Genomic DNA, 25,387 nt, shown 5'->3' on the forward strand with positions numbered 1-25,387 from the left:
GCGAGGCACTGCGATGACTCCGACTACTCCCGTCGTCGGCCTGCCCGTGCAGACCGACACGCCGCCGCGTTCGCGCTCGCCGCTCGCGCTTGCCATGGCGCGCTTCCTTCACAACCGTGCGGCCGTGTTCAGCCTCGTGCTGCTCGCGCTGATCACGATCGCGTGTTTCGTCGGCCCGTGGCTGCTGACCGCCGATCCGGCCGCGAGCGACTGGGGTGCGATCAGCCTGCCGCCGACCTGGACCAACCAGCACTGGTTCGGTACCGACGAGCTCGGCCGCGACCTGCTCGTGCGCACGCTGATCGGCGGACGCGTGTCGATCGAGGTCGGCGTGCTCGGCACGCTCGTGTCGGGCCTGTTCGGCGTCGCGTGGGGCGCGACCGCGGGCTTCGCGGGCGGCCGCACCGATGCCGTGATGATGCGCGTCGTCGACATGATGTACGCGATCCCGTACCTGCTGATCGCGATCCTGATGATGACCCTGTTCGGCCGCTCGTTCATGCTGGTCGTGCTGACCATCAGCGCGTTCTCGTGGATCGACATGGCGCGTGTCGTGCGCGGCCAGACGCTGTCGCTGCGCAGCCGCGAGTTCGTCGATGCGGCGCGCGCGATCGGCGTGTCGCCGGCCACGATCGTGCGGCGCCACGTCGTGCCGAACCTGCTCGGCGTGGTCGTCGTGTACGCGACGGTCTCGGTGCCGGGCATCGTGCTGACCGAATCGGTGCTGTCGTTCCTCGGCCTCGGCGTGCAGGAACCGATGACGAGCTGGGGCGTGCTGATCCAGGACGGCGCGCAGAAACTGGAATCGATGCCGTGGCTGCTGCTGGCCCCGGCCGTCATGCTGTGCGTGACGCTCTACTGCGTGAACTTCGTCGGCGATGGCCTGCGTGACGCGCTCGACCCGAAGGATCGCTGAAATGGGTGCACTGCTGGAAGTAGACAACCTCGGCGTGCGCTTCACGCGCAAGGACGCGCCGCCGGTCGACGCCGTGAGCGGCGTGTCGTTCTCGCTCGAAGCCGGCAAGACGCTCGGCATCGTCGGCGAATCGGGCTCGGGCAAGAGCCAGACCGTGATGGCGCTGCTCGGCCTGCTGGCCGGCAACGGCACGACGTCGGGCACCGCGCGCTATCGCGGCGACAACCTGCTCGAGATGGATGCGCGCGCGCTGAACAAGGTGCGCGGCGACCGGATCGCGATGATTTTCCAGGACCCGATGACGTCGCTCAATCCGTTCCTGACGATCGAGCGGCAGATGACCGAGACGCTGCAGCTGCATCGCAAGCTGTCGCGCAGGGAAGCCACGAAGCGCGCGATCGAGGCGCTCGAATCGGTGCGTATCCCCGACGCGGCGCGCCGCATCCGCATGTATCCGCACGAGTTCTCGGGCGGGATGCGCCAGCGCGTGATGATCGCGATGGCGCTGCTGTCCGAGCCGGAGATCCTGATCGCCGACGAGCCGACCACCGCGCTCGACGTGACCGTGCAGGCGCAGATCATCGACCTGCTGCGCGAGCTGAACCGTGAGCGCGGCACGGCGATCGTGCTGATCACGCACGACATGGGCGTGGTCGCGGGCCTCGCGGACGACGTGATGGTCATGTATGCGGGCCGCACCGTCGAATACGCGCCGGCCGAATCGATTTTCGCGGCGCCGTCGCATCCGTACACGATCGGCCTGCTCAACGCGCTGCCGCGCCTGACCGACGCGGACGATGCGCCGCTCGTCGCGATTCCCGGCAATCCGCCGATGCCCGGCACCGCGCCGGCCGGCTGCGCGTTCGCGAAGCGCTGCACGTATGCGGAAGAACGCTGCGGCGCGGCGCGCCCCGCGCTCGAAACCTATGGCGCCGTGGGCGCGGTGCGCGCATGCCACCGGCCCGTGGCCGATATGACGGGAGGTCTGCGATGAGCGTCGATGAACGCCGCAATACCGGCGCGACGGACGACACGCTGCTGTCCGTCGATGGGCTGAAAGTGCATTTCCGTGTGCCGCTCGGCGGCTATCCGTGGTCGCCGAAGGGCACGCTGCGCGCCGTCGACGGCGTGTCGTTCGACGTGAAGCGCGGCGAGACCGTCGGGCTCGTCGGCGAATCGGGCTGCGGGAAGTCGACGCTCGCGCGTGCGCTGATCGGGCTCGTGCCGATGACGGCCGGCGTCGTGAAATGGCGCGGCGAAGCCGTCGCGCCCGATCACCTGCGCGGTACCGCGATGCGGCGCGAAGTGCAGATGATCTTCCAGGACCCGCTCGCGTCGCTCGATCCGCGCATGACGATCGAACAGGTCGTCGCGGAGCCGCTCGTCACGCACCAGGCCGGCCTCGGCCGCACCGAGGTGCGCCGCCGCGTGGTCACGATGCTCGAACGCGTCGGCCTGAACGCGCACCACCTGCTGCGCTATCCGCATGAATTTTCCGGCGGGCAGTGCCAGCGCGTCGGCATCGCGCGCGCGCTGATCAGCGAGCCGAAGCTCGTGATCTGCGACGAACCCGTATCGGCGCTCGACGTGTCGATCCAGGCGCAGATCGTGAACCTGCTGCGCGATCTTCAACGCGAACTGTCGTTGTCCTATCTTTTCGTTGCACACGATCTCGCCGTGGTGAAGGCGATCAGCCAGCGTGTGCTCGTGATGTATCTCGGCCGCGTGATGGAGTTCGGCACGCGGCATGACGTGTACGGCGTCCCTCAACACCCGTACACGAAGGCGCTGCTCGATGCGGCGCCGACGCCGGAGCCGGCGCGCGAGCGTGCTCGCCGCCCGATGCTGCTGGCGGGCGAGATGCCCTCGCCGCTCAACCCGCCGTCCGGCTGCGCATTCCGCACGCGCTGCCCGGTCGCGATCGACGCGTGCGCGCAGGACGTGCCGCTGCCGGAAGTTCGGCAGGGGTCGGCGGCGCGTGTCGCGTGCATCCGCGCGGGTGTGGCGTGAGCTGAAGTGACGCAGCAAACATAACCAAGGCAGGTCAACAGGGGTAGGTGCGGCGCGAACGATCTTCGCGCCGCGGGTACAGGCGCGTCCTTAACCGGGCGCGCCGGGGGGCCGGGAGCGGATCGCAGCCGGCGTGGACGATATCAACACAAGACGAGAATTACGATGAAAAAACAGAAAACGATCGGGACAGCATCGAAAATGCTGCTCGCATGGGGGCTGCCGGCACTCGCCGGTGTTTCGCTGACGGGCGTCGCGCACGCCGACGACGCGGCCCCCGCACCGCTGACGGTCGCACAGGCCGCACCGGGCACGACCGTTGCGCAGGCAACGACCCCGAACGCCGTCATCAACGCCGAAGCGAACCAGGCCGTCACGCCGCCCGACGAGCCGTCGGCGCAGTCGCAGTCGAAGGGCTTCATTGCCGACAGCCATCTCAACTTCCTGTTCCGCAACTATGCGGACGTGCTCGACGCCAAGGGCGGCCCGCATCGCCACGCGTGGGTCCAGGGCGCGATGGCGAACTTCGAGTCGGGCTATACGACGGGCCTGATCGGTATCGGCTTCGATGCGTCGCTGTATGCGGCGCTGAAGCTCGACGGCGGCCAGGGTGCCGGCAGCATGGTGCACATCGCGAAGGGCGGCGGTGGCGGCAACCAGCTCGCATGGGCCTATCCCGGCATCTACGACGTGAAGGCGCGCATCTCGAACACGGTGGTCAAATACGGTCTGCAGGCCGTCGACAACCCGTTCATGGAGCAGCACGACAACCGTGCGCTGCCGCCGACGTTCCTCGGCGCGACACTCGTCAGCAATGAATTCAAGAACGTGATGCTCGAGGCCGGCAGCTTCACGAAGACCGACGCGCGCGGTCACACGACGCTCACCAACCTGACGACGCAGTACGGCGGCACGCGCATCAATCGCCTGTCGTACGTCGGCGGCACGTGGGATTACTCGCCGAACGGCGAAATCGCGCTGTACGCGAACCAGGCCGACGACGTGTGGCACCAGTACTACGCGTCGGTTAAGCACAGCATCGGCAGCCCGCAGACGATCAAGTGGACGGGCTTCGGCAACGTCTACTCGACGCACGACACGGGCGATGCGCTGCAAGGCAAGATCAACAACAACGCGTACAGCCTGTCGCTGGCCGCGCAGCACGGCCCGCACGAGCTGCTGCTCGGCTTCCAGCAGGTGCTCGGCGACCAGTTCTTCGACTACCTGAACGAAACGAACGGCATCTTCCTGACCAACTCGATGGACGTCGACTACAACGCGCCGCACGAAAAGTCGCTGCAGCTGCGTTACACGTTCTACGGCAAGGAAGCGGGCCTGCCGGGCTTCAAGGCGATGGTCTGGGGCGTGACGGGCTGGGGCGCGGACGGCAGCGCGAGCGCGGCGCTCGACCCGAGCAAGTCGAGCATCTACTGGAGCAACGGCGCGCCGGTGCAGGGCCGTCACCACGAGTTCGGCTTCATCCCGTCGTACACGTTCCAGAGCGGCAAGCTGAAGGACACGAAGGTCACGTTCATCGCGATGTGGCACGCCGGTTCGGCGCACTACTCGGATGCGACGAACACCGAGTACCGCCTGGTCGTGAACCTGCCGCTGCACGCGTTCTGATCGAAGGGGGCATGCGCCCCCGCTTCGCACGGCCGGCTTTCGATCGAAACGATCAGGCCGGCTTGTGCAGCCCCGCGACCGGATCGTTCGCGGCCGGCATGTCTTCCACGAGCGACGTGAGCTGGCGGCCCGTATCGCGCCAGGCGTCGAGGCCGCCGCGCAGCGCGAGCGCATCGGTGAAGCCGGCGTCGAGCAGGCGCTTCGCCATCAGGGCCGCCGTCACTTCGTTCGGGCACGAGCAGTACACGACGAACTTCTGCGAGAGCGGATAGCGCGCGACGATGTCGCCGATCCGGCGATCGTCGGCGAATTGCGCGCCGGGGATCGTGAACGGGTCGAGCTTGCGGTGCTCGGGCGAGCGCACGTCGAGCACGACCGGCGCGGTGGCGTCGCGCAGCAGCAGGTCGAGTTCGTCGACGCTGATCCGCGCATTGGCGAGCTGGCGGATCAGCGCGCGGCGGCGCATCCAGCGGATGGCCGCATACACGGCGAGCAGCGCGACGATCACCAGCAGCACCGCGCGGCCGAGGTGGCTCGCGCCGGCGAACAGCCAGTCGATCTGCCGGTAGAACACCAGCCCGGCCACCAGGCCGACGATCGTCCACAGGGCGGCGCCGAGGGCATCGTAGCCGGCGAACGTGCGGTAGCGCGTGCCGAGCGCACCGGCCATCGGCACCGATACCAGCGACAACCCGGGAATGAAGCGCGCGACCGCGAGCACGCGCACGCCGTAGCGGCCGAAGAAGCGTTCGGTCTTTCTCACGCAGGTATCGCGCGACAGCGACAGCCGGCAGATCGTCTTCAGCGTCGTGCCGCCGTAACGGCGCCCGGCGACGTACCACACGGTGTCGCCGATCAATGCGCCGAGCACCGACAGCGCCACCACCGTCACGAGTTGCGAGCCGATCATCTCGGGATGCATCGCGGACATCGCGCCGAACAGCACGAGCGTCGGCATCGCGGGCACCGGCAGGCCGATGGCCGCCGCGAGCACGTTGGCGAAGACGAGAAGCGGCCCGTATTGGGCGACGAGGTCACGGAGCATGACGGCTGGCCGAAAAGGACATGCGTGGGCAGGAAACGCAGATGGGCCGATTATCGGCCTTTTTCAAGACAACGGCGGGAATGACGGAAAGCGCCTGACGGCGGCAGGGGCACGGTGAGCCGACGCGCTGCGAGCGGCTCACCGTTCGGAATCAGGAGGAGGTGCGGGCGAGCGACGCGGCGCCGTGGTTTTCGCCGGGCAGCTCGGCGCCGTGCGAGCGGATCGCCGCGATCAGTTCGGCCGGCGTGATCTCGTAGCGGACTTCGCGATGGATGCCGGGCTTGCGTTCGTCGATCTCGATCAGCAGCACGCTTTTGCCGTCGCCGGTTGCCTCGAGCCGGAGCGAGCGCAGTTCGCGGCCGTCGGCCGGGTCGTGTTCGGTGAGCAGGGTCATTGCCCCGGATGAGCCGGTAGTGCGCATCGAACCTATCCTCGTATCGTGGATGCCGTAGTGGCGAAGATGTCTTTGTTGAATGCAGCCTGACGCAGTTTAACGCGAACGGGCCGCAAGTCGGAGCATTTTCGCGCGCTGAAATGAGGGCTGAACCACCGATCCTTCTGATGTTTGAGCCGCGCGGGGCGGGCGTTTGCGCCGGATCGGGGCCGGCCGCGGCCGGCGCCCGAGCGTCGTTCGCGGCCGGCCCGGCGCGGGCGGCGACACGCGGCGCAACGTGGCGCAACGCGTGTCGCCGCGGCAGCATCAGAAGCGGTCGGCGAGCCCCATCGCCGGGTCGCTGACCGAGTGGCGGCCGGTTTCCACGCGGCCGGCGACGCGGCGCGAGAAACCCGGGTCGCTGTCCGCGGTGACGATGAAGTCGTACCAGTGGCCGGTCGAGTCGAGCTTCCAGTCCAGTTCGGCCTGGTCGCCGGCGCGTACCGTGACCGTCCACGTGGTACCGGTGCCGCGACCCTGGCCGTTGCCGTCCTCGATGCCATGGTCATGGCCGTGACCGTCGTGTGCGCCGCGGCCCGGGAGCGGCCCGTAGACCTGGTTCGACTTCACGGTGAAGCGCACCGTGCCGCCGCCGTGGTTGCGCAGCCGCAGGTGGAGGTTGCCGCTCGCGCCCGCATAGCCGACGCGGACTTCCGGATGGGGCGCGCGGGCACCGGCCAGGCGGCTCAGGTCGCCGGTGAAGCGGCGGTGATAGCCGTTCGGGCCCAGCACCCACAGGTCATATTTGCCGCCGTCGTCGGCGCGCGCCGCCCAGTCGCCGTGCAGCGTCTTGCCCGGTTCGACGACGTAGCGCCGCGGCAGGCGGTCGAGGTGCAGCTTGTCATAGACGTGGAACACGGCGGCGGCGCGGCCCGTATTCGCGAACTTCAGCGTGAGCGTGCCGTTGCCGGCATCGGCACGCGCGCTCGCATGCAGTTCGTAAGGCAGCGCGCGCGACGGGCGCACGCCGGTCGCCTGCGCCGGCAGCGACGGCGCGGCCGGCGGCACGATCTTCGGCGCGGCCTGCTGCGCGGCGCTCAGCGCGTCGACCTGGCTTTTCGTCGTATGGCCCGCGAGCGTCGGCAGCGGTTCGTTGTTCGGCGAGCGGAAGTTGAACGCGCTCGTCAGGTCGCCGCACACCGCGCGGCGGTACGCGCTGATCTGCGGCTCTGCGACGCCGAAGCGTTTTTCGAGGAAGAGCAACGTCGACGTATGGTCGAACACCTGCGAGTTGACCCAGCCGCCGCGGCTCCACGGCGACACGACCCACATCGGCACGCGCGGGCCGGGGCCGTACGGGCGGCCGTCGATCGCCGGCTGGCTCGACGTGGTCGGCGTGAAGTCGTGGTACTCGACCGCGACGTCGGCGTCCCGCAGCGTATGCCCGCCCGCGAGCGTGCCGTCGGCGTTGCGCGACGGCACGGCCGGCGACGGCATGTGGTCGAAGAAGCCGTCGTTCTCGTCGTAGTTGACCAGCAGCACCGTCTTGCTCCACACCTCCGGGTTCGCCGTCAGCGCATCGAGCACCGCCTGCACATACCAGCCGCCCTGCGCGGGGCTCGACGGCCCCGGGTGTTCGCTGTACACGGACGGCGGGATGATCCACGACACCTCGGGCAACTTGCCGTTGCGGATGTCGTCGCGCAACGTTTCGAGGAAGCCGTACGGCATCGTGTTGCCGAACCCCTTCGCGAGCGGGCTCAGCGGATCGTCGATCGCCGGATCGTAGAACGCGCCGGCCGCCGTCACCGGCTGCGTGATGTCCGTCGACGCGACGTAGGCGGGCCGGCGCGCGGGCGGCATCTGCTCGATCGCCGCGCGCCAGTGGCGGAAGCTCATCATCTCGTTGCAGCCGAAGTTGTCGATCAGGCTCTGGTAGACCTTCCAGTTCACGCCGGCCTGCTGCAGCCGGTCGGCGTAGGTGGTCCAGGTCCAGCCCTGGCTCGACGGGCCGATGTCGTTGCCGCCGTTGAACTGGTTGTTCAGCGCGGCGATCTTCACGCGGCTGCCGTCGGCCGGGCTGATGCCGTTCGGGCCGTTGGTGCCGCTCCAGTAGAACAGGCGGTTCGCGATCGTGCCCGTGTGCATCCCGCAGTGATAGTGGTCGCACAGCGTGAACGCATCGGCGAGCGCGCGCTGGAACGGGACTTCCGCCGCGTCGTAGTAGCCCATCGACAGCGGCGTCTTCGCGTCGGGCCAGCGGTTCATCCGCCCATGGTCCCAGGCGGCCTGCGCATCGGCCCACGTGTGCGGCGTGCCGCCCGCGCGCTGGGCGTTGCCCTGGCTCGCGTCGAGGTGATACGGCGTGACGGTGGCGGCGGGCGTCGGCTTCGTGTACGTCTGGTAGAACACGTTGCGGCCGTTCGGCGACGGCACCGCAAAGCGGTCGCCGTAGCCGCGCACACCCTTGAATGTGCCGAAGTAGCTGTCGAATGCGCGGTTCTCCATCATCAGCAGCACGACGTGCTTGACGTCCTGGATGGTCCCCGTTTCGTGAAACGCGGGAATCGCGAGCGCGCGGCGGATGCTCGGCGGAAACGCGGCGAGTGCGGCGGCGGCGAGGCCGGTAGTGGCGGTCTGCTGGAGGAATGTGCGGCGTGACGTCATGGCGTTCGGGTCCTGTGATGATGGGAGCGTTCGTGACTTCGTCCGGCGGTGCCCGTGCGTCGCCCGCCGGGGCGATGCGCGCGGCATGGGCGGCCGGGTGCGGCGGCCGCGCGTGGCGGAAGTGCGCGCATCGCGCACGATCCGTGGTGTCGCGCGGATGCCTGGGCCGGTGCCGCGATCCTGCGCGACGCGCGCTCGTGATGCGCGGGCCAGGACGTCGGCACGCACCGGCCCGGTACGTGCCGGATTGGGCGGCGCCCAGTCTAGGGAGCCGACGTGACGTCGACGTGATGAAGGCATGACATCGCGTGTCGCGCGCGTGACGTTGCGTGCGCAACGATCGATCGGGAAGCATCGGGAAGCGATGCGTGACGGAAGCGGGTAAGGAATTACCGGTCCCCGGTCGCCGGGCCGGTCAGATTTTCCCTGCGCGTGGAGGCGTGGCTTGAGCGCCGGTCGTTGCGGGTGCAACGGCATCGCATGACGCCGATGTTTCAAATGCGTGAAATCGGATAAGCTCGATCCGTTGCTGCGCATGTGCGCAGCCCGCGCCGCGGGCGCGACTTTTCGGAACCGGCCCACCCATGACCGACATCAAGATCCGGCACAGCGAGACGCACGACGTCGACGCGATCCGGCAGATCGCCGCGCACCCCGCGGTGTACATGTATACGCTGCAGTATCCGTTTCCATCGCTCGAAAAATGGCAGAAGCGGCTCGCCAACGCGCACGAGCGCGGCGCGAGCCTCGTCGCCGAAATCGACGGCGCGGTGGTCGGCCATCTCGGCCTCGAGTTCGAACCGAATCCGCGTCGGCGCCATGCGGCAGGGCTCGGCATGATGGTCGACGCGACACGGCACGGGCGCGGCATCGGCAGCCGGCTGCTCGCGGCCGCGATCGATCTCGCGGAAGGCTGGCTGAACCTCACGCGCCTCGAGCTGACCGTGTTCACCGACAACCGCGCGGCGATCGCGCTCTACGAGAAGCACGGCTTCCGGATCGAGGGCGAATCGCCGGGTTATGCATTGCGTGACGGCGTGCACATGTCCGTGTATCACATGGCGCGGATCAAGGGCCGAGAGTGAACGCGCGGCGACGATGCCGCGCGTCATATTCATTCAAGAATTCGTTCGTTTCCCGCCGGCTGCGCGGATCGTATCGTTGAAGGATTTGCCGGCCGCTTCGCGCGGCGTTGACGGTTGCCGCATCGATGCGCGCGGCTTGCGTCGGCGCACGCCGGCTTGCGCCGCGCCGCACGCCGGTGCGCTTCATCGCTTCATGAATCTCGCTGCATGGGCGTCGCTTCAGGTCGTCGCTTCCCGTCGTCGCCTGGCGCGCCACGCCTTCCCGCAACCTTCTTTTTCAACGGACCCGCTTCGATGAAAACCGCTCTCCGGAATCTGACTGCCGCCTGCCTGCTCGCTGCCGCCGCGGGTGCGGCGTTTGCCGCCGCCGCGCCCACGGGCACCCCGGTCGCGAGCGCATCGCCCGACGGCGCGCACCTGCCGCCCGGCATCGCGTGGCAGCACGGCGACGTCGACGCCGCTTTCGCGTTGGCGAAGCGCACCGGCAAGCCGCTGCTGCTCTACTGGGGCGCGGTGTGGTGCCCGTCGTGCAACCAGGTGAAATCGACGATCTTCAGCCAGCAGGCATTCAAGACCCGCTCGTCGTTCTTCGTGCCCGTGTATCTCGACGGCGATACCGAAAGCGCGCAGAAGCTCGGCGAGCGCTTCAAGGTGCACGGCTACCCGACGATGATCCTGTTCCGTCCCGACGGCACCGAAGTGACGCGGCTGCCGGGCGAAGCCGATCTCGACCGCTACATGCAGGCGCTGTCGCTCGGGATGACGGCCGCGCATCCGGTGCGGCAGACGCTCGCGACCGCGCTGAAGAACGGTGCGTCGCTGACGCCGGACGAATGGCGCCTGCTGGCCGACTATTCGTGGGATACCGACGGCGCGCTGCCGGTGCCGGCCGATCGCGTGGCCGAGACGCTGCAGTCGCTCGCGCAACGCGCGCGGGCGGCCGGCGCGAAGGCCGAATCGGCGCGCTTCGCGCTGAAGTCGGCCGTGGTCGCCGCGTCCGACGATCCGGCGCAGGCCGGCGCGCTGGACAAGACGGCGCTGGCCGATTCGCTGCGCACGGTGCTGCAGGATCCCGCCTTGTCGCGGGCCGATTCGGACGTGCTGGTCGCCGCGCCCGCGCGTGTGGTCGCGTATCTCGGTGGCGGCGACGCGCAGCGCGCGAAATTGCGCGGCGCGTACGACACGGCGCTTGCGCGCCTGTCGACCGACACCACGCTGTCGTCGATCGACCGGCTGATGGCGCTGCACGGCCGCGTGCTGCTCGCGCGCGGCGATGCACGCAAGGGCGCACCGCTCGCCGTGCCGGCGCTGGCCGACACGGCGCGCAAACAGATCCTGGCGTCGGTGCAGGGCGCCGCGAACGCATACGAGCGGCAGGCACTCGTCAGCGAAGGCGCGGACACGCTGACCGACGCGGGGCTGTACGACGAGTCGGATGCCTTGCTGAAGGCCGAGTTGCCGCGCTCGTCCACGCCGTACTACTTCATGTCCGGGCTGGCCGCGAATGCGAAGGCGCGCGGCGACAAGGCCGCGGCGCTCGACTGGTACCGCAAGGCATACGATGCGGCGAGCGGGCCGGCGACGAAGCTGCGCTGGGGCGCGACCTATTTCGCGAACGCGGTCGAACTGGCGCCGGACGATTCGGCGCGCATCGAAGGGATCGCCGCGAGCGTGCTCGCGCAGGCCGACAAGACGCGGGACGCGTTCTACGGCGCGAACCTGCGCGCGTTGACGAAGGTCGTCACGCAGTTGAACCGCTGGCGTGGCAGCGGTGCGCACGACGCATCGGTCAGGTCGATCGCGAAGCAGTTCGACGGCATCTGTGGGAAACTGCCTGCCGGCGATCCGCAGGCAAGCGCCTGCGAGCGCCTGATCCAGCCGGTCAAGGCATAGATCCGGTAGCACTGCGTGGGCTTTCGGGATGCCGGCCGGCGCATTTCCCGATACCGACGAGGCCACCGACCCCATGCCCCACCTGACGCTCGAATATTCCGCGAACCTCGACGGGTTCGACGCCGGCGCGACACTGCGCGCGCTCAATGTTGCGCTTGCCGCGTCCGGCCATTTCGACGAGCGCGATATCAAGAGCCGCGCGCTGCGGCTCGATACATTTGCGGTCGGCACGTCGCCGGCGCCTCGCGCGTTCGTCCACGCGAAGCTCGCGGTGCTGAGCGGCCGGCCGACTGACGTCAAGCGGGAATTCTCGGAGCGGGTGCTGGCGGAACTGAAGCGGCACGTCGTCGCGCCGCCCGGCATGCACCTGCAACTGTCCACGGAAATACTGGAACTGGAACGCGAGTCGTACGCGAAAGCGGGCATCGAGCCGCGCTGACCGTGCAGCGCGGTGCGCGCTGCACGCGCCGGGAACGCGGCGCTGACGCGAGCGCAGCCCGCTGGCTTGAAACCGGACTATTGGCCCGTGGCGGACGCGCCGCGATTGCCGTAGCCGGCGCCCGCGGCCCGCGGCGCACCTTGCTGCCGGGCGATCTTCGCTTCGGCGGCCTGGATGCTGGCAGGGTAGAACCAGTCGCTCGGCTGGAAGCCGGCTTTTCTCAGTGCAACCACTTCGGAATGCACTTCGGCGCGCGTGAGCGGCTGGGTGGCTTGCGCCTGCGCGGCGACGGGAGCGGCGAATGCGGCCACGAGGGCGAGTGTGCGGAGCAGCGGGTTCATGAGCGGATACCTCCAGGTTTTCGACGGCGCCGATCACGTACGGTGACCGTCGAAAGCAGTGTAGGCCTCGCCTGACGCGCGAAAAATGCCGCTGCGCCCAACGTAGTGTTCTCCGGAAGACAACAATGAGCGGCCGGCGCGCGCACCTGGACGGTGCCCGGCAAAAAGGGGAGGAGCGGGGGAGAAGCCGGCCGCAGCGACGTGGCCGGCGGCCGGCGGGCAGCGGCCCGGAGACGGGCCGCCGCATGCGGGGGTATTACACGAGGCCCGTCGTGTAGTACACGGCGATCACGAAGAACACCGCGAGCGTCTTGATGATCGTGACCGCGAAGATGTCGCGATACGACTCGCGGTGCGTGAGGCCCGTGACCGCGAGCAGCGTGATCACCGCGCCGTTGTGCGGCAGCGTGTCCATGCCGCCGCTCGCCATCGCGACGACCCGGTGCAGCACGTCCAGCGGGATATTGGCGGCCTGCGCGCCCTTGATGAACAGGTCCGACATCGCGGCGAGCGCGATGCTCATGCCGCCCGACGCCGAGCCCGTGATGCCGGCGAGCGAGCTGACCGACACGGCCGCGTTGACGAGCGGGTTCGGGATGCTCTTCAGGGCATCGCTGACGACGAGGAAGCCCGGCAGCGCCGCGATCACGCCGCCGAAGCCGTACTCCGACGCGGTGTTCATCGCGGCGAGCAGTGCACCGGCGACGGCGGCCTTCGAGCCGTCCGCGAAGCGCCCGCTGACGCGTTTGAACGCGGTCAGCACGACCAGCACGATGCCGAGCAGCAGCGCAGCCTCGACCGACCAGATCGCGACGACGGTCTTGATCGACGTCGTGACCGGCGCGTGCACGCCGGGCAGCACTTCCGGCGCGACCGTGTACGACGCGGCGCCGTACCACTGCGGAATCAGCTTCGTGAATGCGAAGTTCGACACGCCGACGAGGATCAGCGGCAGGATCGCGAGCGCGGGATTCGGCAGCGACTTCGCCTCGACGCGCTCCGGTTCGTTGACGAGCGACGTGCCGTAGCCTTCACCCTTTGCCATCGCCGAACGGCGGCGCCATTCGAGATACGTGAGGCCGACGACGATGATGAACAGCGAGCCGATCGTGCCGAGCGCGGGCGCGGCCCAGGCGGTCGTCTTGAAGAACGTGGTCGGGATGATGTTCTGAATCTGTGGCGTGCCGGGCAGCGAATCCATCGTGAACGAGAACGCGCCGAGCGCGATCGCGCCGGGCATCAGCCGTTTCGGGATGTTGCTCTGGCGATAGAGTTCGGCCGCGAACGGATAGACCGCGAACACCACGACGAACAGCGACACGCCGCCATAGGTGAGCAGTGCGCACACCGCGACGATCACCGCATTCGCGCGTGAGCGGCCGATGTAGCGGATCGCCGCATGGACGATCGACTCGGAGAACCCGGAGAGTTCGATCACCTTGCCGAACACCGCGCCGAGCATGAACACCGGGAAATACAGTTTGACGAAACCGACCATCTTCTCCATGAAGATGCCGGAGAAGACCGGTGCGACGGCGGCGGGTTCGGTCAGGAGCACCGCGCCGAGCGCGGCGATCGGCGCGAACAGGATCACGCTGTAGCCGCGATACGCGGCGAACATCAGGAACGCCAGCGCGGCGAGGACGATCACGAAAGACAAGGGAGTCTCCTAAAAGCTTGGAATGGCTTTGGTTGTTGTTCGATCGCGCGATGCGCCGCGGACCAGCTCAGGTTCGTGCAGGTTTCGTGCCATCGGCCGGATAGCGCCGCCGGACATGGGTCCGCCGGGGACCGGCGGGCCCGCGCCGGTCGTTGTCTGACGATTCTACATAAAACGTCTCCATCCGGAGACGTTTTGGCTATCCGGCCAAGCCTCGACATCGTGCAGGGCTTTACCCGACAACGTATTGCAGCGTGTCTCCGGAGTGAGATAATCCGTCTCGTTCCGGAGACAGCCGGTCGACGATACACGGAGACGAAGACACGATGATGAACGACTGGGCCCGCCTGCCCGTCAACTACGGCGACGTGCTGCGGCGCGCCGCCGAGTCGCTGTTCCGGACCTTCGAGGATTCGAGCGCGGGCACGGTGGTCGTCGATCGCGATGCACGCGTCGTGTGGATGAACGAGCGATATGCGGCGCGCTTCGGTTTCGCCGATCCGCAACAGGCCGTCGGCCTCGACTGCGAGGCCGTGATCCCGAACAGCCTGATGCGCGAGGTCGTGTCGACCGGGCAGCCGATCCTGCTCGACATCATGGAGACGGGCCGCGAGCCGCTCGTCGTCACGCGCCTGCCGCTGAAGAACGAGGCCGGCGAGACGGTCGGCGCGATCGGCTTCGCGCTGTTCGACCAGTTGAAGACGCTCACGCCGATCTTTTCCCGCTACGCGCAGCTTCAGCAGCAACTGATCGCGACGCAGCGTTCGCTCGCGCAGGCGCGCCGCGCGAAATACACGTTCGCGAGTTTCGTCGGCACGAGTGCGGCGAGTCTCGAAACCAAGCGCCAGGCGCGCCGCGCCGCGCAGGTCGATTCGCCGGTGCTGCTGCTCGGCGAGACGGGCACCGGCAAGGAACTGCTCGCGCATGCGATCCACGCGGCGTCGGCGCGCGCACTCCAGCCGCTCGTGACCGTCAACGTTGCCGCGATTCCCGACACGCTGCTCGAAACCGAATTCTTCGGCGCCGCGCCCGGTGCTTACACGGGCGCCGACCGCAAGGGGCGCGTCGGCAAGTTCGAGCTGGCTGATCGCGGGACGCTGTTTCTCGACGAGATCGGCGACATGCCGCTGCCGCTGCAGGGCAAGCTGCTGCGCGTGCTGCAGGACAAGGAGTTCGAGCCGGTCGGCTCGAACCGGATCGTGCGCGCGGACGTCCGGATCATCGCGGCCACGAGCGCCGACCTGCCGGCGCTGGTCGCGGCCGGGCGTTTTCGCGCGGATCTCTATTACCGTCTGAACGTGCTGACGATCCACGCGCCGCCGCTGCGCGAGCGCGCCTCCGACATCGCGGCGCTCGTCTACGCAACCCTCGAGGAACTGGCCGCGCAACACGGGCGCGCGGCCCATTGCGAGCTGACCGACGATGCGCTGCGGATGCTGTGTGCGTATCCGTGGCCGGGCAACGTGCGCGAGTTGCGCAATACGCTCGAGCGCGCGCTGATGCTGTCGGACCGGTCGGTGATCGATGCGCGTGCGCTCGCGCCGTTCCTTGGGCCGGTGCGCGTATCGACGGACGGCGCAGTACCGGCGCAGCCGGTGGCTGTGCAGACGGTCGAGCGGCGCGCGGGCGAAGTGCGGGCTGCGCCGGCAGCGTCGTATGCCGATGCATTGGCGGCGTGGGAGCGCCAGTTCCTGACCGATGCGCTCGCGGCTTGCGACGGCAAGGTGGTGGAAGCGGCCGCGCGCATCAGGATCGGCCGCGCGACACTGTACAAGAAGCTGGCGGCGCTGGGCATCGACCGGTAGGCCGATCGGCAAGGCCGATGCGGCCGGACGTGCGGCATCGAACAGGAGATCACGATGAAACGGATCGGCATCGCAGGATGGCTGACGCTGTTGCTGGCGAGCGCCGCGCTCGCGCAGTCCGGCGACGCCGACGCCCCCGAGGCACGGCGCAACTGGTACAACGATCCGTTCATCGCGCTGTCGCGGGACGTAGCCGAATGCCCGCTGCCGCTCGGCCCGTGGATGACCCGGGCCGAGATGACGGACGACGCGCATTACCGTGCCGAACGCGGCACCACGTGCTGGCTCGCGCACCGCTGCACGAAGCCGAACTCCTACATGTATGACGCACCGATCGCCGACGCCGTGAAGGCACACTTCGCCGGCTCCGATCGACTGCATGGCACGAGCCTGTGGATCACGGTGCAGCGGCGTTTCATCTACGTCGAAGGATGTGCCGATACGGCGTTCGACCGGCAGGCATTGCAACGTGAGCTCGAGGCGATTCCGGACGTCGAGCAGGTGTTCGTTCGCATCACCGACGATCCGCGCAAGCGCTTGCCGTACAAGGCGCGCGGGCAACCCGGGCGCACGCCGGACTGACGGAGAAAGGGCCGCGCATGGCATACTCGCGACATTCAAAAAAAGGTTGACGGGAAGAACAATGAAACACATGCTTGCGTCGGTCTGTCGGTGGCCTCGGGCGGCCGTTGTGCTGGGTCTGGTTGCCGGGCTCGGCGGGTGTGGCGGCAGCGCACCGCTGTTCACTTCGGACGGGCGTCCGACTACCCAGGTGCAATGCACCGGCAGCGACTGGAGCAATTGCACGGACAACGCCCGGGCGATCTGCAACGGGGATTTCGAAGTGCTTCAGCAATCGAGCGATGACGCCACGCGAAATCTTCTCTTCGCGTGCAAGAAAAAGAGCGGTTATTGACCTCGAAATAACCGGCTGAGGAGACCACGATCGGGCGAAGCGCTTTTCTGTTTGCTGAGAGTCACCTATTTTTCACGAATAACACTCACGGAGTCCCATCCATATGGCGACCTACAGGCAACTGACCGCGCAGCTTGAACGGCTTCAGCAAAAGATCGACAAGGAACGCGAAAAGGCGATTGCCGATGCGATTGCCGATATCCGCGCGAAAATCGAGGAATACGACATTACGCCGGAAGAGCTCGGGTTCCGTGCGGCAGGGGCGGCGGCTGCCGCCGCGAAGCCGAAGCGTACGTCGCCGCCGAAGTACCTGAACCCGAAGACGGGTGAAACGTGGAGTGGCCGCGGACGGTCGCCGACGTGGCTCGGCAAGAATCGCGCGCGTTTCCTGATCAAGGACTGACTCCCGAAAATTCTCACCTTTCGCGTGCCGACCGACGGTGCGAACGGCCATGCGGCCGTCGCACCGTTTTGTTTTTGTGCATTCCCGGCGCGATTCCCGACGGCGTATTGAACTGCGATGCCGCGCAATTAACGGATCCCGTTTTGCGAATTCGCTGCGATTCGGCTGCATATCGCGGCGATTTTCGGTAAACAGCGCCGCAATTTCACCGCATATCCGCATTGGCTCGCGCCATTCTCGCGGTGCACGCGCGCCGCGAATTCCGATCACCTTTCGCGTGTTTGCGCGTCGCGCCGTGCAATTCCCGAATTTACTCACCATAGCTCCTGTAAATCCTCACCTTTGACGAAGCGGACACAGCGGCGCGCCGAATGCGAACGCCGCCCGCGTCGAGCGAATGTGGACGCCCGGCGTGCGGCGACGGCTTTCGTGCTCGTGTCACAGGCCCATGGTGCGTGCGTTGACGTCTGTCGAATAGTCGGCCGTCCGGCATATAGGCAGCCGCATGCGCTTCGCCTATGCTTGGGGTTCGCGTCGATCGGTGTACGGCCTGTCCGTGCCGCATGCCGATCGGGTCGTCTTTCGTTACCGCAGGGAGCCGATGTGACCGTTCGCCATCTCGATGCGTTGTTCCAGCCCAAGTCCGTTGCGGTCGTCGGCGCGTCGTCGCGCGCGGGCAGTATCGGCGCGATGGTGTGGTCGCGCGTGCTCGACGGCGCGTTCCAGGGGCCCGTGTGGCCCGTCAATCCGAAGTATCGTGACCTGCACGGGCATGCGGTCGTTGCCGATGTCGACCGGTTGCCCGCACCGCCGTCGGTTGCCGTGATCTGCACGCCGCCCGCGACCTGGGCCGGCATCGTGCGCAAGCTCGGCGAGCTCGGCACGCGCGTGGCGGTGATCGTCGGCGAGGCGCGCACGGATGCCGATCGCGCCGCGCTCGATCGCACACTGAAGGCGGCGAAGCCGTTCGTGCTCCGTATCGTCGGGCCGGGCAGCCTCGGCGTGCTGTCGCCCGCACGGCATGCCCATTTCGGCGCGCCGGCCTATACGGCGCGATCCGGCGGTGTCGCGTGGGTGTCGCAATCGAACGCGCTGACGAACGCGGTGCTCGGCTGGGCCGACGCACGGGGCCTCGGGTTTTCACATGTCGTCGCGCTCGGCGGCGAGTCCGACGTCGATGCGGGCGACGTGCTCGACTATCTCGCGAGCGACCCCGGCACGCGCGCGATCCTGCTCGAACTCGATACCGTGCGCGCGGCGCGCAAGTTCATGTCTGCCGCCCGCGCGGCCGCGCGCAACAAGCCGGTGCTCGCATTGCGCACCGGGCGCGCCGATCCCGGCGACGCGCTCTATACGGCGGCGTTCCAGCGCGCGGGGATGGTGCGGGTCGATGCGCTCGACGATCTGCTCGACGAGATCGAGACGCTCGGCGTCGGCCGCGTCACGGCGCGCGGCGCGGCCACGCTCGTGACGAGCGATGCGGGGGTCGCGAAACTCGCGGTCGACGCGGTGTCCGAAGTGCGCGACGTACTGGCCGCCTGGCCGCCCGCCGCCACGTCGGCCGTCTCGGCCGCGCTGCCGCATCTCGCATCGCCCGGCAATCCGCTGACGCTGGGCGACGATGCGCGGCCCGAGCATTTTGCCGCGGCGGTCAAGGCGCTTGCGCCGTTCCCGCAAACGGGCACGCTGTTCGTCGTCCATTCGACTTCCCACAGCGCGCCGGCCGATGCGGTTGCGCACACGCTGATCGAAGCGCGGCAGCACGCGCATCGCGGCATCCTCGCGTGTTTCTTCGGCGCGGTCGACGCGGCGACGCGCGATGCATTGCATGCGAACGGCATTCCCGTGCACACCACGCCGCAGCGGCTCGCACGCGCGTATGCGCGTCTCGTCGACTACAACCTCGGGCGGCAACTGCTGATGCAAACGCCCGAGGGCACGCCGCTGCAGCCGGCCGAGTGCGTTGCATCCGCACAGGCCGACGCGCGCCGGATGGTCGAAGCCGGCGAGCATGAGCTGACCGGCGAAGCCGCGCTGGGCTGGCTGTCCCGTTTCGGCCTGCAGGGCGAGCAGGCCGCCGAGCCGGCCGGCACGAAAGTCGTCGATGTCACGGTCGACATGTACGACGATGCAAACTTCGGCCCGGTGTTTCGTTATGCCGTGCCGCCCGCGGACGGCGTATCGGCGCCGTTCGTCGTCTATGGCCTGCCGCCGCTGAACACCGTGCTCGCCCGCGCGGTGATGGAACGCTCGCCGTATGCACGCCGCACACCCGTCGAGCCGACGCTCGACGCATTGACGGCGCTGTCGCAGGTCGTCTGCGACGTGCGTGAAGTCGTTGCGATGTCGGTTACGCTGCGCGTGCTGTCCGACCGTGCGCAAGTGATCGCACCGCGTATCACGCTGGCCACGGGCCGCAGCCGGCTCGCGATCATGCCGTATCCGCGCCACCTCGAACAGACGCTCGAGTGGCGCGGCGAGACGGTGACGATCCGCCCGATCCGTCCGGAAGACGAGGCCGCGCACAACGAGCTGCTCGGCGCGATGACGCCGGACGATCTGCGGATGCGATTCTTCGGTGCGGTGCGCAGCTTCGATCATTCGCAGGTGGCGCGCATGACGCAGATCGATTACGACCGTGAGATGGCCTTCATCGTGTCGTTCACCGATGTGTCCGGGCGCGACCACACGCTCGCGGTGGCGCGCGCGGTGGCCGATCCCGACAACGAGACGGCGGAGTTCGCGATCGCGGTACGACCCGACCAGAAGGGCAAGGGGCTTGGCCGGCTGATGATGAACCGGATCATCGACTACGCGCGTTCGCGCGGAACCGCATGGATGATCGGCGAGGCGCTGCGCGAGAACTCGGCGATGATCGCGCTTGCGAAGTCGTGCGGTTTCGCCGTGTCGACGACGGAGGAGCCCGGTGTCGTCGGCTTCAGGATGAAGCTGCAGCCGTAGCGTCCGTCTGCGGCTCGGCGCGTACGGACGCCATATGCCGTCGATGTCCCCGGCTTCCCGGCACGCTGCGGATGTTTCCGGTCACGAATGCCGGGCATTCGAACCGGTCTTGTGAGCGAAACAACGGCGAACGTGTCGCTGCCTGTTCGCGATGGAAACAACGACGCGCATACGGCAGGTATCGCGAGACGCGTTTCGTTTACCGCGATATCGGTCCCGCGTAACAGTTTTCCGCGAGGTACCCACACGTATTTGCCGCTGTATTTGAGCCTCGAAAATTCGAGTCTACCCAAAAGGTGAGATTTTTCAGGAGCCGCCGGTGAGCTTCTCCGGGATGGTCGAGGTGAGCCGATACGGGAGCATTCGGTGAGCCTTCCCGGGAGTGGCCGGTGAGTACCTGCGGGAGGCGTCGGTGAGCCTTTCCGGGGCGCATCGGTGAGGGGCTGCGGGACGTGTCGGTGAGCACATCCGGGAGGCTTCGGTGAGAGTTTCCGGGAGCCTTGGTGAGCTTTTTCGGGAGGGGCGGGTGAGCGCTTGCGGGACGCCAAGGTGAGACTTTTCGGGAGTGTCCGGACGCACGGCTTGCGCAAGCGCAACGCCGGCCAAGGTCGGCGTCATGCAGGGCGCGGGCACGCATGAACCGTGCCCGCACTTACATTCAGGCAGCGAGTTTCGCCGCCGCGTCGTTCACCTGGTCACGCGAAATCGCGAGTTCCTCGAGGTGCGGATCGGCATAGACGGCGCCGGTTTCGCGCTCGAGGCGGGCGATCGTCAGTGCGCAGCGCGCGATGTCCTTCGGCATCGCGATGAAGCGCTTGACCGATTCGCCGGACGTGAATGCTTCGAACAGCGCGCCGCGCACGTCGTCCGGAAGCGTCTTGGTCCATTGGTACGGCTTGCCGTTGAACGTGATCGTCGGCGGCAGCGTGCGTTCCTTCTTGGTCGCCGTGATGAGCCCGTAGGTGCGGGCCGCGTCGCCGATCTGCTCGGGCGAGAAGAGCTCGTCGGGCGTGATGTCGAACTGCTCGATGTAGTTCTCGATCGCCTGCATCGCGGCGGCACGATCGTCGCGCTTCTTCTGCGCGCGCGCGACGATATCGCGCAGTTCGTCCGCCTCCTCGGGCGTGATCGTGAAGCTTGCCTGCTTCTGCTGAAGTTCGGAGAAACGCTGGAATTCTTGATCGTTCAGAAGTTTGGCCATGACATCCATCGGACACGACGGCCGCGACAACCGGCCGCCGTAGTTTTTGAGAGGGCCGCTATTTTAGCGTAGCGCCGTGGACGCACGATATGGCACCGTCCGTCGCGCCTCGCGCTTCGCACCGGCGTGATCGTGGGCGGCCGGGATCGGCGCGATCGCGCCGTACCCGGTGCGTTCCGACGAGCCTGCGTGTCGGCAGGGTCGGCTATGTCAGCAGGTTTCGGCGCGGCACATCGACAGATGGGCGGCCGTTTCGCGCAACCCTTCGACGACCGCGTCGACCGACGGCGCCATGTGCGCATCGATCCGGCGCATGTACGGGCAGGTCAGCACCGCGATCGCATGGCCGGACGGCCCGAGGATCGGCGCGGTCAGGTCGGTCACGCCGTACGCCTGGCGGCTGTCCTGGCGCAGGTAGCCGGCTTGCCGGATGGACTGGCACGCGTACGCGAGTTCCTGCTCGTTCAGCGGCGCTTCGCCCTTGACCTTGCGGTGCTCCGCGAGCATGTGCGCGCGCTGCTCGGCGCCCTGGAACGACAGCATGACCCGCCCCGATGCCGTATCGGCGAGCCCGATGCGCGAGCCGAGCCGGACCGACACCCCCCACGGGCCGGGCCCGTCGACTTGCGCGATCACGAGCAGGTTGCCGCGATCGTAGACGGACAGGTGGCACGATTGTTCGGAGGAATCGGCGAAGCGCTGCATCGGCGGCAGTGCCTCGGCGATCAGCCGGCTCATCGGCGGATGCCGGTGCGCGAGCGAGAACAGCTTGAGGCTGAGCGTATAGCGGTCGCCGCCGGTCGAGCGCATCACGTAGCGGCGCGCGACGAGGCGTTCGAGCATCCGGTAGATTTCGCTCGCGTTGCGGCCGAGTTCCTTCGTGATTTCGGTGCGGGTGAGGCCTTCTTTCTGCTCCGACAGGAGTTCGAGGATGTCGAGACCCTTGTCGAGCGCGGGTGCGCGATAACGGTCGATTGCGCCCATCGATTCCCGTGCGTCGCAGCCGGGAAGCAGGTCGTTGGTTGTTTGCATTGTCGGTGTGAGGTTGGGGGATGACTGTCGATCGATTGGCGACGCACGCTGACCGATTCTGCACTTCGCCTGTGTCGGGCTCGCGTGTGGCGACGCACGCCATCCGGTCGAGCTTAACAACAAACAATTAGTGTGCAATGCAGCGTCTTTTTACCGATCGTTACCTGACAAGAACGGATCAATTCGTTTTCAGGATGACAGGGAAGCCCCGAATACCCGGTATTCATGACAGGTGGCACCGGTTCAAGGTATTCGAAAGGAACTCGGGCGGCGGCGCCATCCGCGATGCTGCGCCGCAGCGCCCGCGGGCGCACCAATAGTCGGTATCCGTCGCGTGTCATTTCATCGTGCGCGGCCGATGGTACAAAGACTGGCGGGCCAGCGACGGTGCGGCCGCGCGTGACGCCGGCCGGTACGGGCCGGGCCATGTCGCGGGTGCCGGGCCGTCGTCGCCGATGCGCAGACCGGCGGCCGCCCGTTCGATGCGCGCCATACTTCCGTGTGGCGCCACGATCGCTGCGCCCGCGCGACCCTCGCGCGTCGAACGGCATGCCGGATGCGGCGCCGACGCGCGCAATCGACGATCGACAATCAGTCCGGCACGCGGCCGCGAAGGGCCGCGTTGGCCGGTATCCTGTCCCATTCGACAACAGAGGTTGAGCACGATGAAACTGCTTCGCTATGGCCCGTCCGGCCAGGAAAAGCCCGGTATTCTCGACGCGGACGGCCGGATTCGCGACCTGTCGGCGCATGTGCCGGATCTGTCCGGCGATGTGCTGTCCGACGCGGGTCTTGCGCGTCTGCGCGCAATCGATCCGGCCACGTTGCCGCTCGTGTCGGGCGAGCCGCGCATCGGCGCGTGCGTCGGCCATGTCGGCAAGTTCATCGGTATCGGCCTGAACTATGCCGATCACGCGGCCGAAGCCGGCATGCCGGTGCCGAAGGAGCCCGTCGTGTTCGGCAAGTGGACGAGCTCGATCTGCGGCCCGAACGACGGTATCGACATCCCGAAGGGTTCGGTCAAGACGGACTGGGAAGTCGAGTTGGGCGTCGTGATCGGCGCGACCTGCAAGGATGTCGACGAAGCGCGCGCGCTCGATTACGTCGCGGGCTACTGCGTCGTCAACGACGTGTCGGAGCGCGAATGGCAGATCGAGCGCGGCGGCCAGTGGGACAAAGGCAAGGGCTTCGACACGTTCGGCCCGATCGGTCCGTGGCTCGTCACGCGTGACGAGGTGCCCGATCCGCAGCGTCTCGACCTGTGGCTCGAGGTCGACGGCCACCGCTATCAGAACGGCAACACGCGCACGATGGTGTTCACCGTCGCGCAGCTGATCGCCTATCTGTCGAGCTGCATGACGCTGCAGCCGGGCGACGTAATCACGACGGGCACGCCGCCCGGCGTCGGGATGGGCATCAAGCCGTCGCCGGTGTTCCTGAAGGCCGGCCAGAAGGTACGCCTCGGGATCGACGGGCTCGGCGAGCAGTTGCAGAGCACGCGCAACGCGCAGTAAGCGCGTGCCCGGTGCGGGCGGATCGCGGGGCAATCAGCCGCGAGCCGGCCGCGCCGCCCGGCATCGGCGTGTTTGCCTGCGGCGAGCGTCGCGACCGAACCTCGATGCAGCATAAACAAGGACAAGGGCCCGATTCCGCGCGATGCGGAATCGGGCCCTTGTCGTTCACCCGCGTCGGTGCGAACCGGATCAGACGACGTTGTCCAGCTCGCAATGGGCTTCGAGCCGATATCCGTCGGGATCGACGACGAACGCCGCGTAATAGCCGGGGCCGTAGTGCTCGCGCTTGCCGGGCCCGCCGTTGTCCTGGCCGCCGTGCTCGAGCGCGGCGCGGTAGAACGCGTCGACCTCGACGGGCGACGCGGCCTTGAACGACAGGTGCAGCCCGGAGTCGGGATCGGCGGCGATGGGGCGAACCGCATGCTGCAACCACAGCACCGGCTCGGTCTCGCCGTACCCGATCGAGCCGTCGTCGCTATACAGCCGCTTGTAGCCGAGCGCGCCGAGCGTGCTGTCGTAGAACGTGCGGCTGCGGCCGATGTGGGCGACGCCGAAGGAAAGGTGATCGATCATCTGTGGGCTCCTTGAACTGAAGAGGGGACGTCAGTACGGCAAACCTGCCTACAAGCACCATGCCAGCCGCTTGTAGCGGAGCGCGCCGGGTGCGCTGTCGTCGAACACCCGGCTGCGGTCGTTGTGGATAACGCTGAAAAAAAGGCGATCGATCATCTGTGTCTCCTTGAACTGAAAGGGCGCAGTGCAGCCAACCGTTTTTTAACCACCATGCCGGTTATGTTAGAAAGCGTCCGGATGCTTGTCAACCGGCATGCTGGTTAGATACGATCGCGTCATGAGCAAAACGCAACCTTCCGTCACGACGGACTGCCTGATTCCGGCGCCGCCGGAAACGCTGAGCATCGATTTCGCGAATACGCTGTACTGGCGCGGCGCCGACACGCCGACGGAGACCTTCGGGACGCTGGACGACCTGTTGACGTGGTGCCGCGAGCAGGCGGGCGTACCGGCCGGCCTGGCCGACGCGTGTCGGGTGCGGGACAAGGATGACGAGCCGGCGATGCTCGCGCGCGCGCTCGCACTGCGCGAGGCGCTTTATCGGTTGTTTCATGCGCAGGCCGAGCAGCGCGAGCCGCACGCCGACGATCTGGCGCTGCTCGGCGGCTTCCTGGCGGAAGCGGCGCCGCGCGTTGCGCTGGCGCGCATCGACGGCGCCTATGCGTGGCGGATCGGCGGCGCGGGCGCCACGCTCGAGGCGCTGCTGAGCCCGGTACTGTGGTCGGCGATCGACCTGCTTGGCGGAGCGCGGCTCGCGAAGGTCAAGCGTTGCGCGAACGACGCCTGCCAGTGGCTGTTCATCGACGACAGCAAGAACGGTAGCCGCCGCTGGTGTTCGATGTCGTCGTGCGGCAATCGCGCGAAGGCGTATCGCCACTATCACAAGGTCGACTGACGTTCCTCGTTACGCAGGCGCGCGCCGGCGCG

Annotated in this window: 23 protein-coding genes; 14 read left to right on the forward strand and 9 right to left on the reverse strand. The window is 67.6% G+C overall.

Annotation, left to right across the window (positions count from 1 at the left end):
• Window positions 1-13: 13 nt before the first annotated feature.
• The 4 genes from DPV79_RS04500 (at window position 14) to DPV79_RS04515 (ending at window position 4,552) form a co-directional block, all read left to right on the forward strand.
• Window positions 14-916, forward strand: coding sequence for an ABC transporter permease (locus DPV79_RS04500; protein WP_113044882.1), 903 nt, complete (start codon window positions 14-16; stop codon window positions 914-916).
• A gap of 1 nt (window position 917) precedes the next feature.
• A complete protein-coding gene (locus tag DPV79_RS04505; protein WP_059857142.1) occupies window positions 918-1,910 on the forward strand; it encodes an ABC transporter ATP-binding protein in 993 nt (330 codons plus the stop codon).
• The gene (locus DPV79_RS04510) at window positions 1,907-2,926 is read left to right on the forward strand and encodes an ABC transporter ATP-binding protein (protein ID WP_059495174.1); all 1,020 of its coding nucleotides are present in this window, start codon (window positions 1,907-1,909) and stop codon (window positions 2,924-2,926) included. Before DPV79_RS04505 ends, DPV79_RS04510 begins: the two co-directional genes overlap by 4 nt.
• 165 nt (window positions 2,927-3,091) lie before the next feature.
• Complete coding sequence (locus DPV79_RS04515) at window positions 3,092-4,552, forward strand: OprD family porin (protein ID WP_113044883.1); 1,461 nt, start codon at window positions 3,092-3,094, stop codon at window positions 4,550-4,552.
• A 52-nt stretch (window positions 4,553-4,604) separates the two neighbouring features.
• Here the strand turns inward: DPV79_RS04515 and DPV79_RS04520 are convergent, their stop codons facing one another.
• From DPV79_RS04520 to DPV79_RS04530, 3 genes are all read right to left on the reverse strand, one after another.
• Entirely contained in the window at window positions 4,605-5,597 is a 993-nt protein-coding gene (locus tag DPV79_RS04520; RefSeq protein ID WP_059688056.1) for a DedA family protein/thiosulfate sulfurtransferase GlpE, read from the reverse strand.
• Window positions 5,598-5,748: 151 nt separating this feature from the next.
• On the reverse strand, window positions 5,749-6,018 hold the full coding sequence (locus DPV79_RS04525) for a hypothetical protein (protein WP_011353737.1): 270 nt from the start codon (window positions 6,016-6,018) through the stop codon (window positions 5,749-5,751).
• A 279-nt stretch (window positions 6,019-6,297) separates the two neighbouring features.
• Complete coding sequence (locus DPV79_RS04530; protein WP_113044884.1) at window positions 6,298-8,637, reverse strand: phosphocholine-specific phospholipase C; 2,340 nt, start codon at window positions 8,635-8,637, stop codon at window positions 6,298-6,300.
• 584 nt (window positions 8,638-9,221) lie between these two features.
• Here DPV79_RS04530 and DPV79_RS04535 point away from each other — a divergent pair.
• Window positions 9,222-9,722 (forward strand): GNAT family N-acetyltransferase, encoded by a 501-nt coding sequence (locus tag DPV79_RS04535; RefSeq protein WP_113044885.1) that lies wholly within the window; start codon window positions 9,222-9,224, stop codon window positions 9,720-9,722.
• Here the strand turns inward: DPV79_RS04535 and DPV79_RS04540 are convergent.
• Window positions 9,706-9,990, reverse strand: coding sequence for a hypothetical protein (locus tag DPV79_RS04540; protein ID WP_113044886.1), 285 nt, complete (start codon window positions 9,988-9,990; stop codon window positions 9,706-9,708). The two genes, DPV79_RS04535 and DPV79_RS04540, sit on opposite strands and share 17 nt — an antisense overlap.
• 26 nt (window positions 9,991-10,016) lie before the next feature.
• Here DPV79_RS04540 and DPV79_RS04545 point away from each other — a divergent pair, with 26 nt between their 5' ends.
• Both DPV79_RS04545 and DPV79_RS04550 read left to right on the forward strand, forming a co-directional pair.
• Complete coding sequence (locus DPV79_RS04545) at window positions 10,017-11,615, forward strand: thioredoxin family protein (protein ID WP_060083836.1); 1,599 nt, start codon at window positions 10,017-10,019, stop codon at window positions 11,613-11,615.
• Window positions 11,616-11,688: 73 nt separating this feature from the next.
• Entirely contained in the window at window positions 11,689-12,054 is a 366-nt protein-coding gene (locus DPV79_RS04550; RefSeq protein ID WP_113044913.1) for a 5-carboxymethyl-2-hydroxymuconate Delta-isomerase, read from the forward strand.
• A gap of 77 nt (window positions 12,055-12,131) precedes the next feature.
• Here DPV79_RS04550 and DPV79_RS04555 read toward each other — a convergent pair whose 3' ends face one another.
• Window positions 12,132-12,395 carry a DUF4148 domain-containing protein gene (locus DPV79_RS04555; protein WP_059495163.1) on the reverse strand — a complete coding sequence of 88 codons (264 nt, stop codon included), beginning with the start codon at window positions 12,393-12,395 and terminating at the stop codon, window positions 12,132-12,134.
• 256 nt (window positions 12,396-12,651) lie between these two features.
• Entirely contained in the window at window positions 12,652-14,055 is a 1,404-nt protein-coding gene (locus tag DPV79_RS04560; protein WP_021159644.1) for a GntP family permease, read from the reverse strand.
• Between the two features lie 326 nt (window positions 14,056-14,381).
• On the opposite strand from DPV79_RS04560, the gene DPV79_RS04565 reads away from it, so the two are divergent.
• The 5 genes from DPV79_RS04565 (at window position 14,382) to DPV79_RS04585 (ending at window position 20,140) form a co-directional block, all read left to right on the forward strand.
• Window positions 14,382-15,860 (forward strand): sigma-54 interaction domain-containing protein, encoded by a 1,479-nt coding sequence (locus tag DPV79_RS04565; RefSeq protein ID WP_113044887.1) that lies wholly within the window; start codon window positions 14,382-14,384, stop codon window positions 15,858-15,860.
• Between the two features lie 54 nt (window positions 15,861-15,914).
• On the forward strand, window positions 15,915-16,442 hold the full coding sequence (locus tag DPV79_RS04570; protein ID WP_021159648.1) for a BON domain-containing protein: 528 nt from the start codon (window positions 15,915-15,917) through the stop codon (window positions 16,440-16,442).
• A gap of 61 nt (window positions 16,443-16,503) precedes the next feature.
• The gene (locus DPV79_RS04575) at window positions 16,504-16,776 is read left to right on the forward strand and encodes a hypothetical protein (protein ID WP_048023821.1); all 273 of its coding nucleotides are present in this window, start codon (window positions 16,504-16,506) and stop codon (window positions 16,774-16,776) included.
• Between the two features lie 103 nt (window positions 16,777-16,879).
• A complete protein-coding gene (locus DPV79_RS04580; protein WP_027790329.1) occupies window positions 16,880-17,179 on the forward strand; it encodes an H-NS histone family protein in 300 nt (99 codons plus the stop codon).
• Window positions 17,180-17,782: 603 nt separating this feature from the next.
• Window positions 17,783-20,140, forward strand: a complete 2,358-nt coding sequence (locus tag DPV79_RS04585; RefSeq protein ID WP_113044888.1) for a GNAT family N-acetyltransferase — start codon at window positions 17,783-17,785, stop codon at window positions 20,138-20,140.
• A 658-nt stretch (window positions 20,141-20,798) separates the two neighbouring features.
• On the opposite strand, the gene DPV79_RS04590 is transcribed toward DPV79_RS04585, so the two are convergent.
• Complete coding sequence (locus tag DPV79_RS04590) at window positions 20,799-21,350, reverse strand: hypothetical protein (RefSeq protein ID WP_042975149.1); 552 nt, start codon at window positions 21,348-21,350, stop codon at window positions 20,799-20,801.
• 201 nt (window positions 21,351-21,551) lie between these two features.
• On the reverse strand, window positions 21,552-22,373 hold the full coding sequence (locus DPV79_RS04595; protein WP_042975150.1) for an IclR family transcriptional regulator: 822 nt from the start codon (window positions 22,371-22,373) through the stop codon (window positions 21,552-21,554).
• A gap of 665 nt (window positions 22,374-23,038) precedes the next feature.
• Here DPV79_RS04595 and DPV79_RS04605 point away from each other — a divergent pair.
• The gene (locus DPV79_RS04605; protein WP_059487600.1) at window positions 23,039-23,887 is read left to right on the forward strand and encodes an ureidoglycolate lyase; all 849 of its coding nucleotides are present in this window, start codon (window positions 23,039-23,041) and stop codon (window positions 23,885-23,887) included.
• Between the two features lie 189 nt (window positions 23,888-24,076).
• Here the strand turns inward: DPV79_RS04605 and DPV79_RS04610 are convergent, their stop codons facing one another.
• A complete protein-coding gene (locus tag DPV79_RS04610; RefSeq protein ID WP_059812065.1) occupies window positions 24,077-24,460 on the reverse strand; it encodes a VOC family protein in 384 nt (127 codons plus the stop codon).
• Between the two features lie 253 nt (window positions 24,461-24,713).
• Here DPV79_RS04610 and DPV79_RS04615 point away from each other — a divergent pair, with 253 nt between their 5' ends.
• Window positions 24,714-25,355, forward strand: coding sequence for a CGNR zinc finger domain-containing protein (locus DPV79_RS04615; RefSeq protein WP_059676639.1), 642 nt, complete (start codon window positions 24,714-24,716; stop codon window positions 25,353-25,355).
• The last annotated feature ends 32 nt before the right edge of the window (window positions 25,356-25,387 follow it).

Source organism: Burkholderia reimsis (assembly GCF_003294055.1).
GTDB classification, from domain to species: domain Bacteria; phylum Pseudomonadota; class Gammaproteobacteria; order Burkholderiales; family Burkholderiaceae; genus Burkholderia; species Burkholderia cepacia.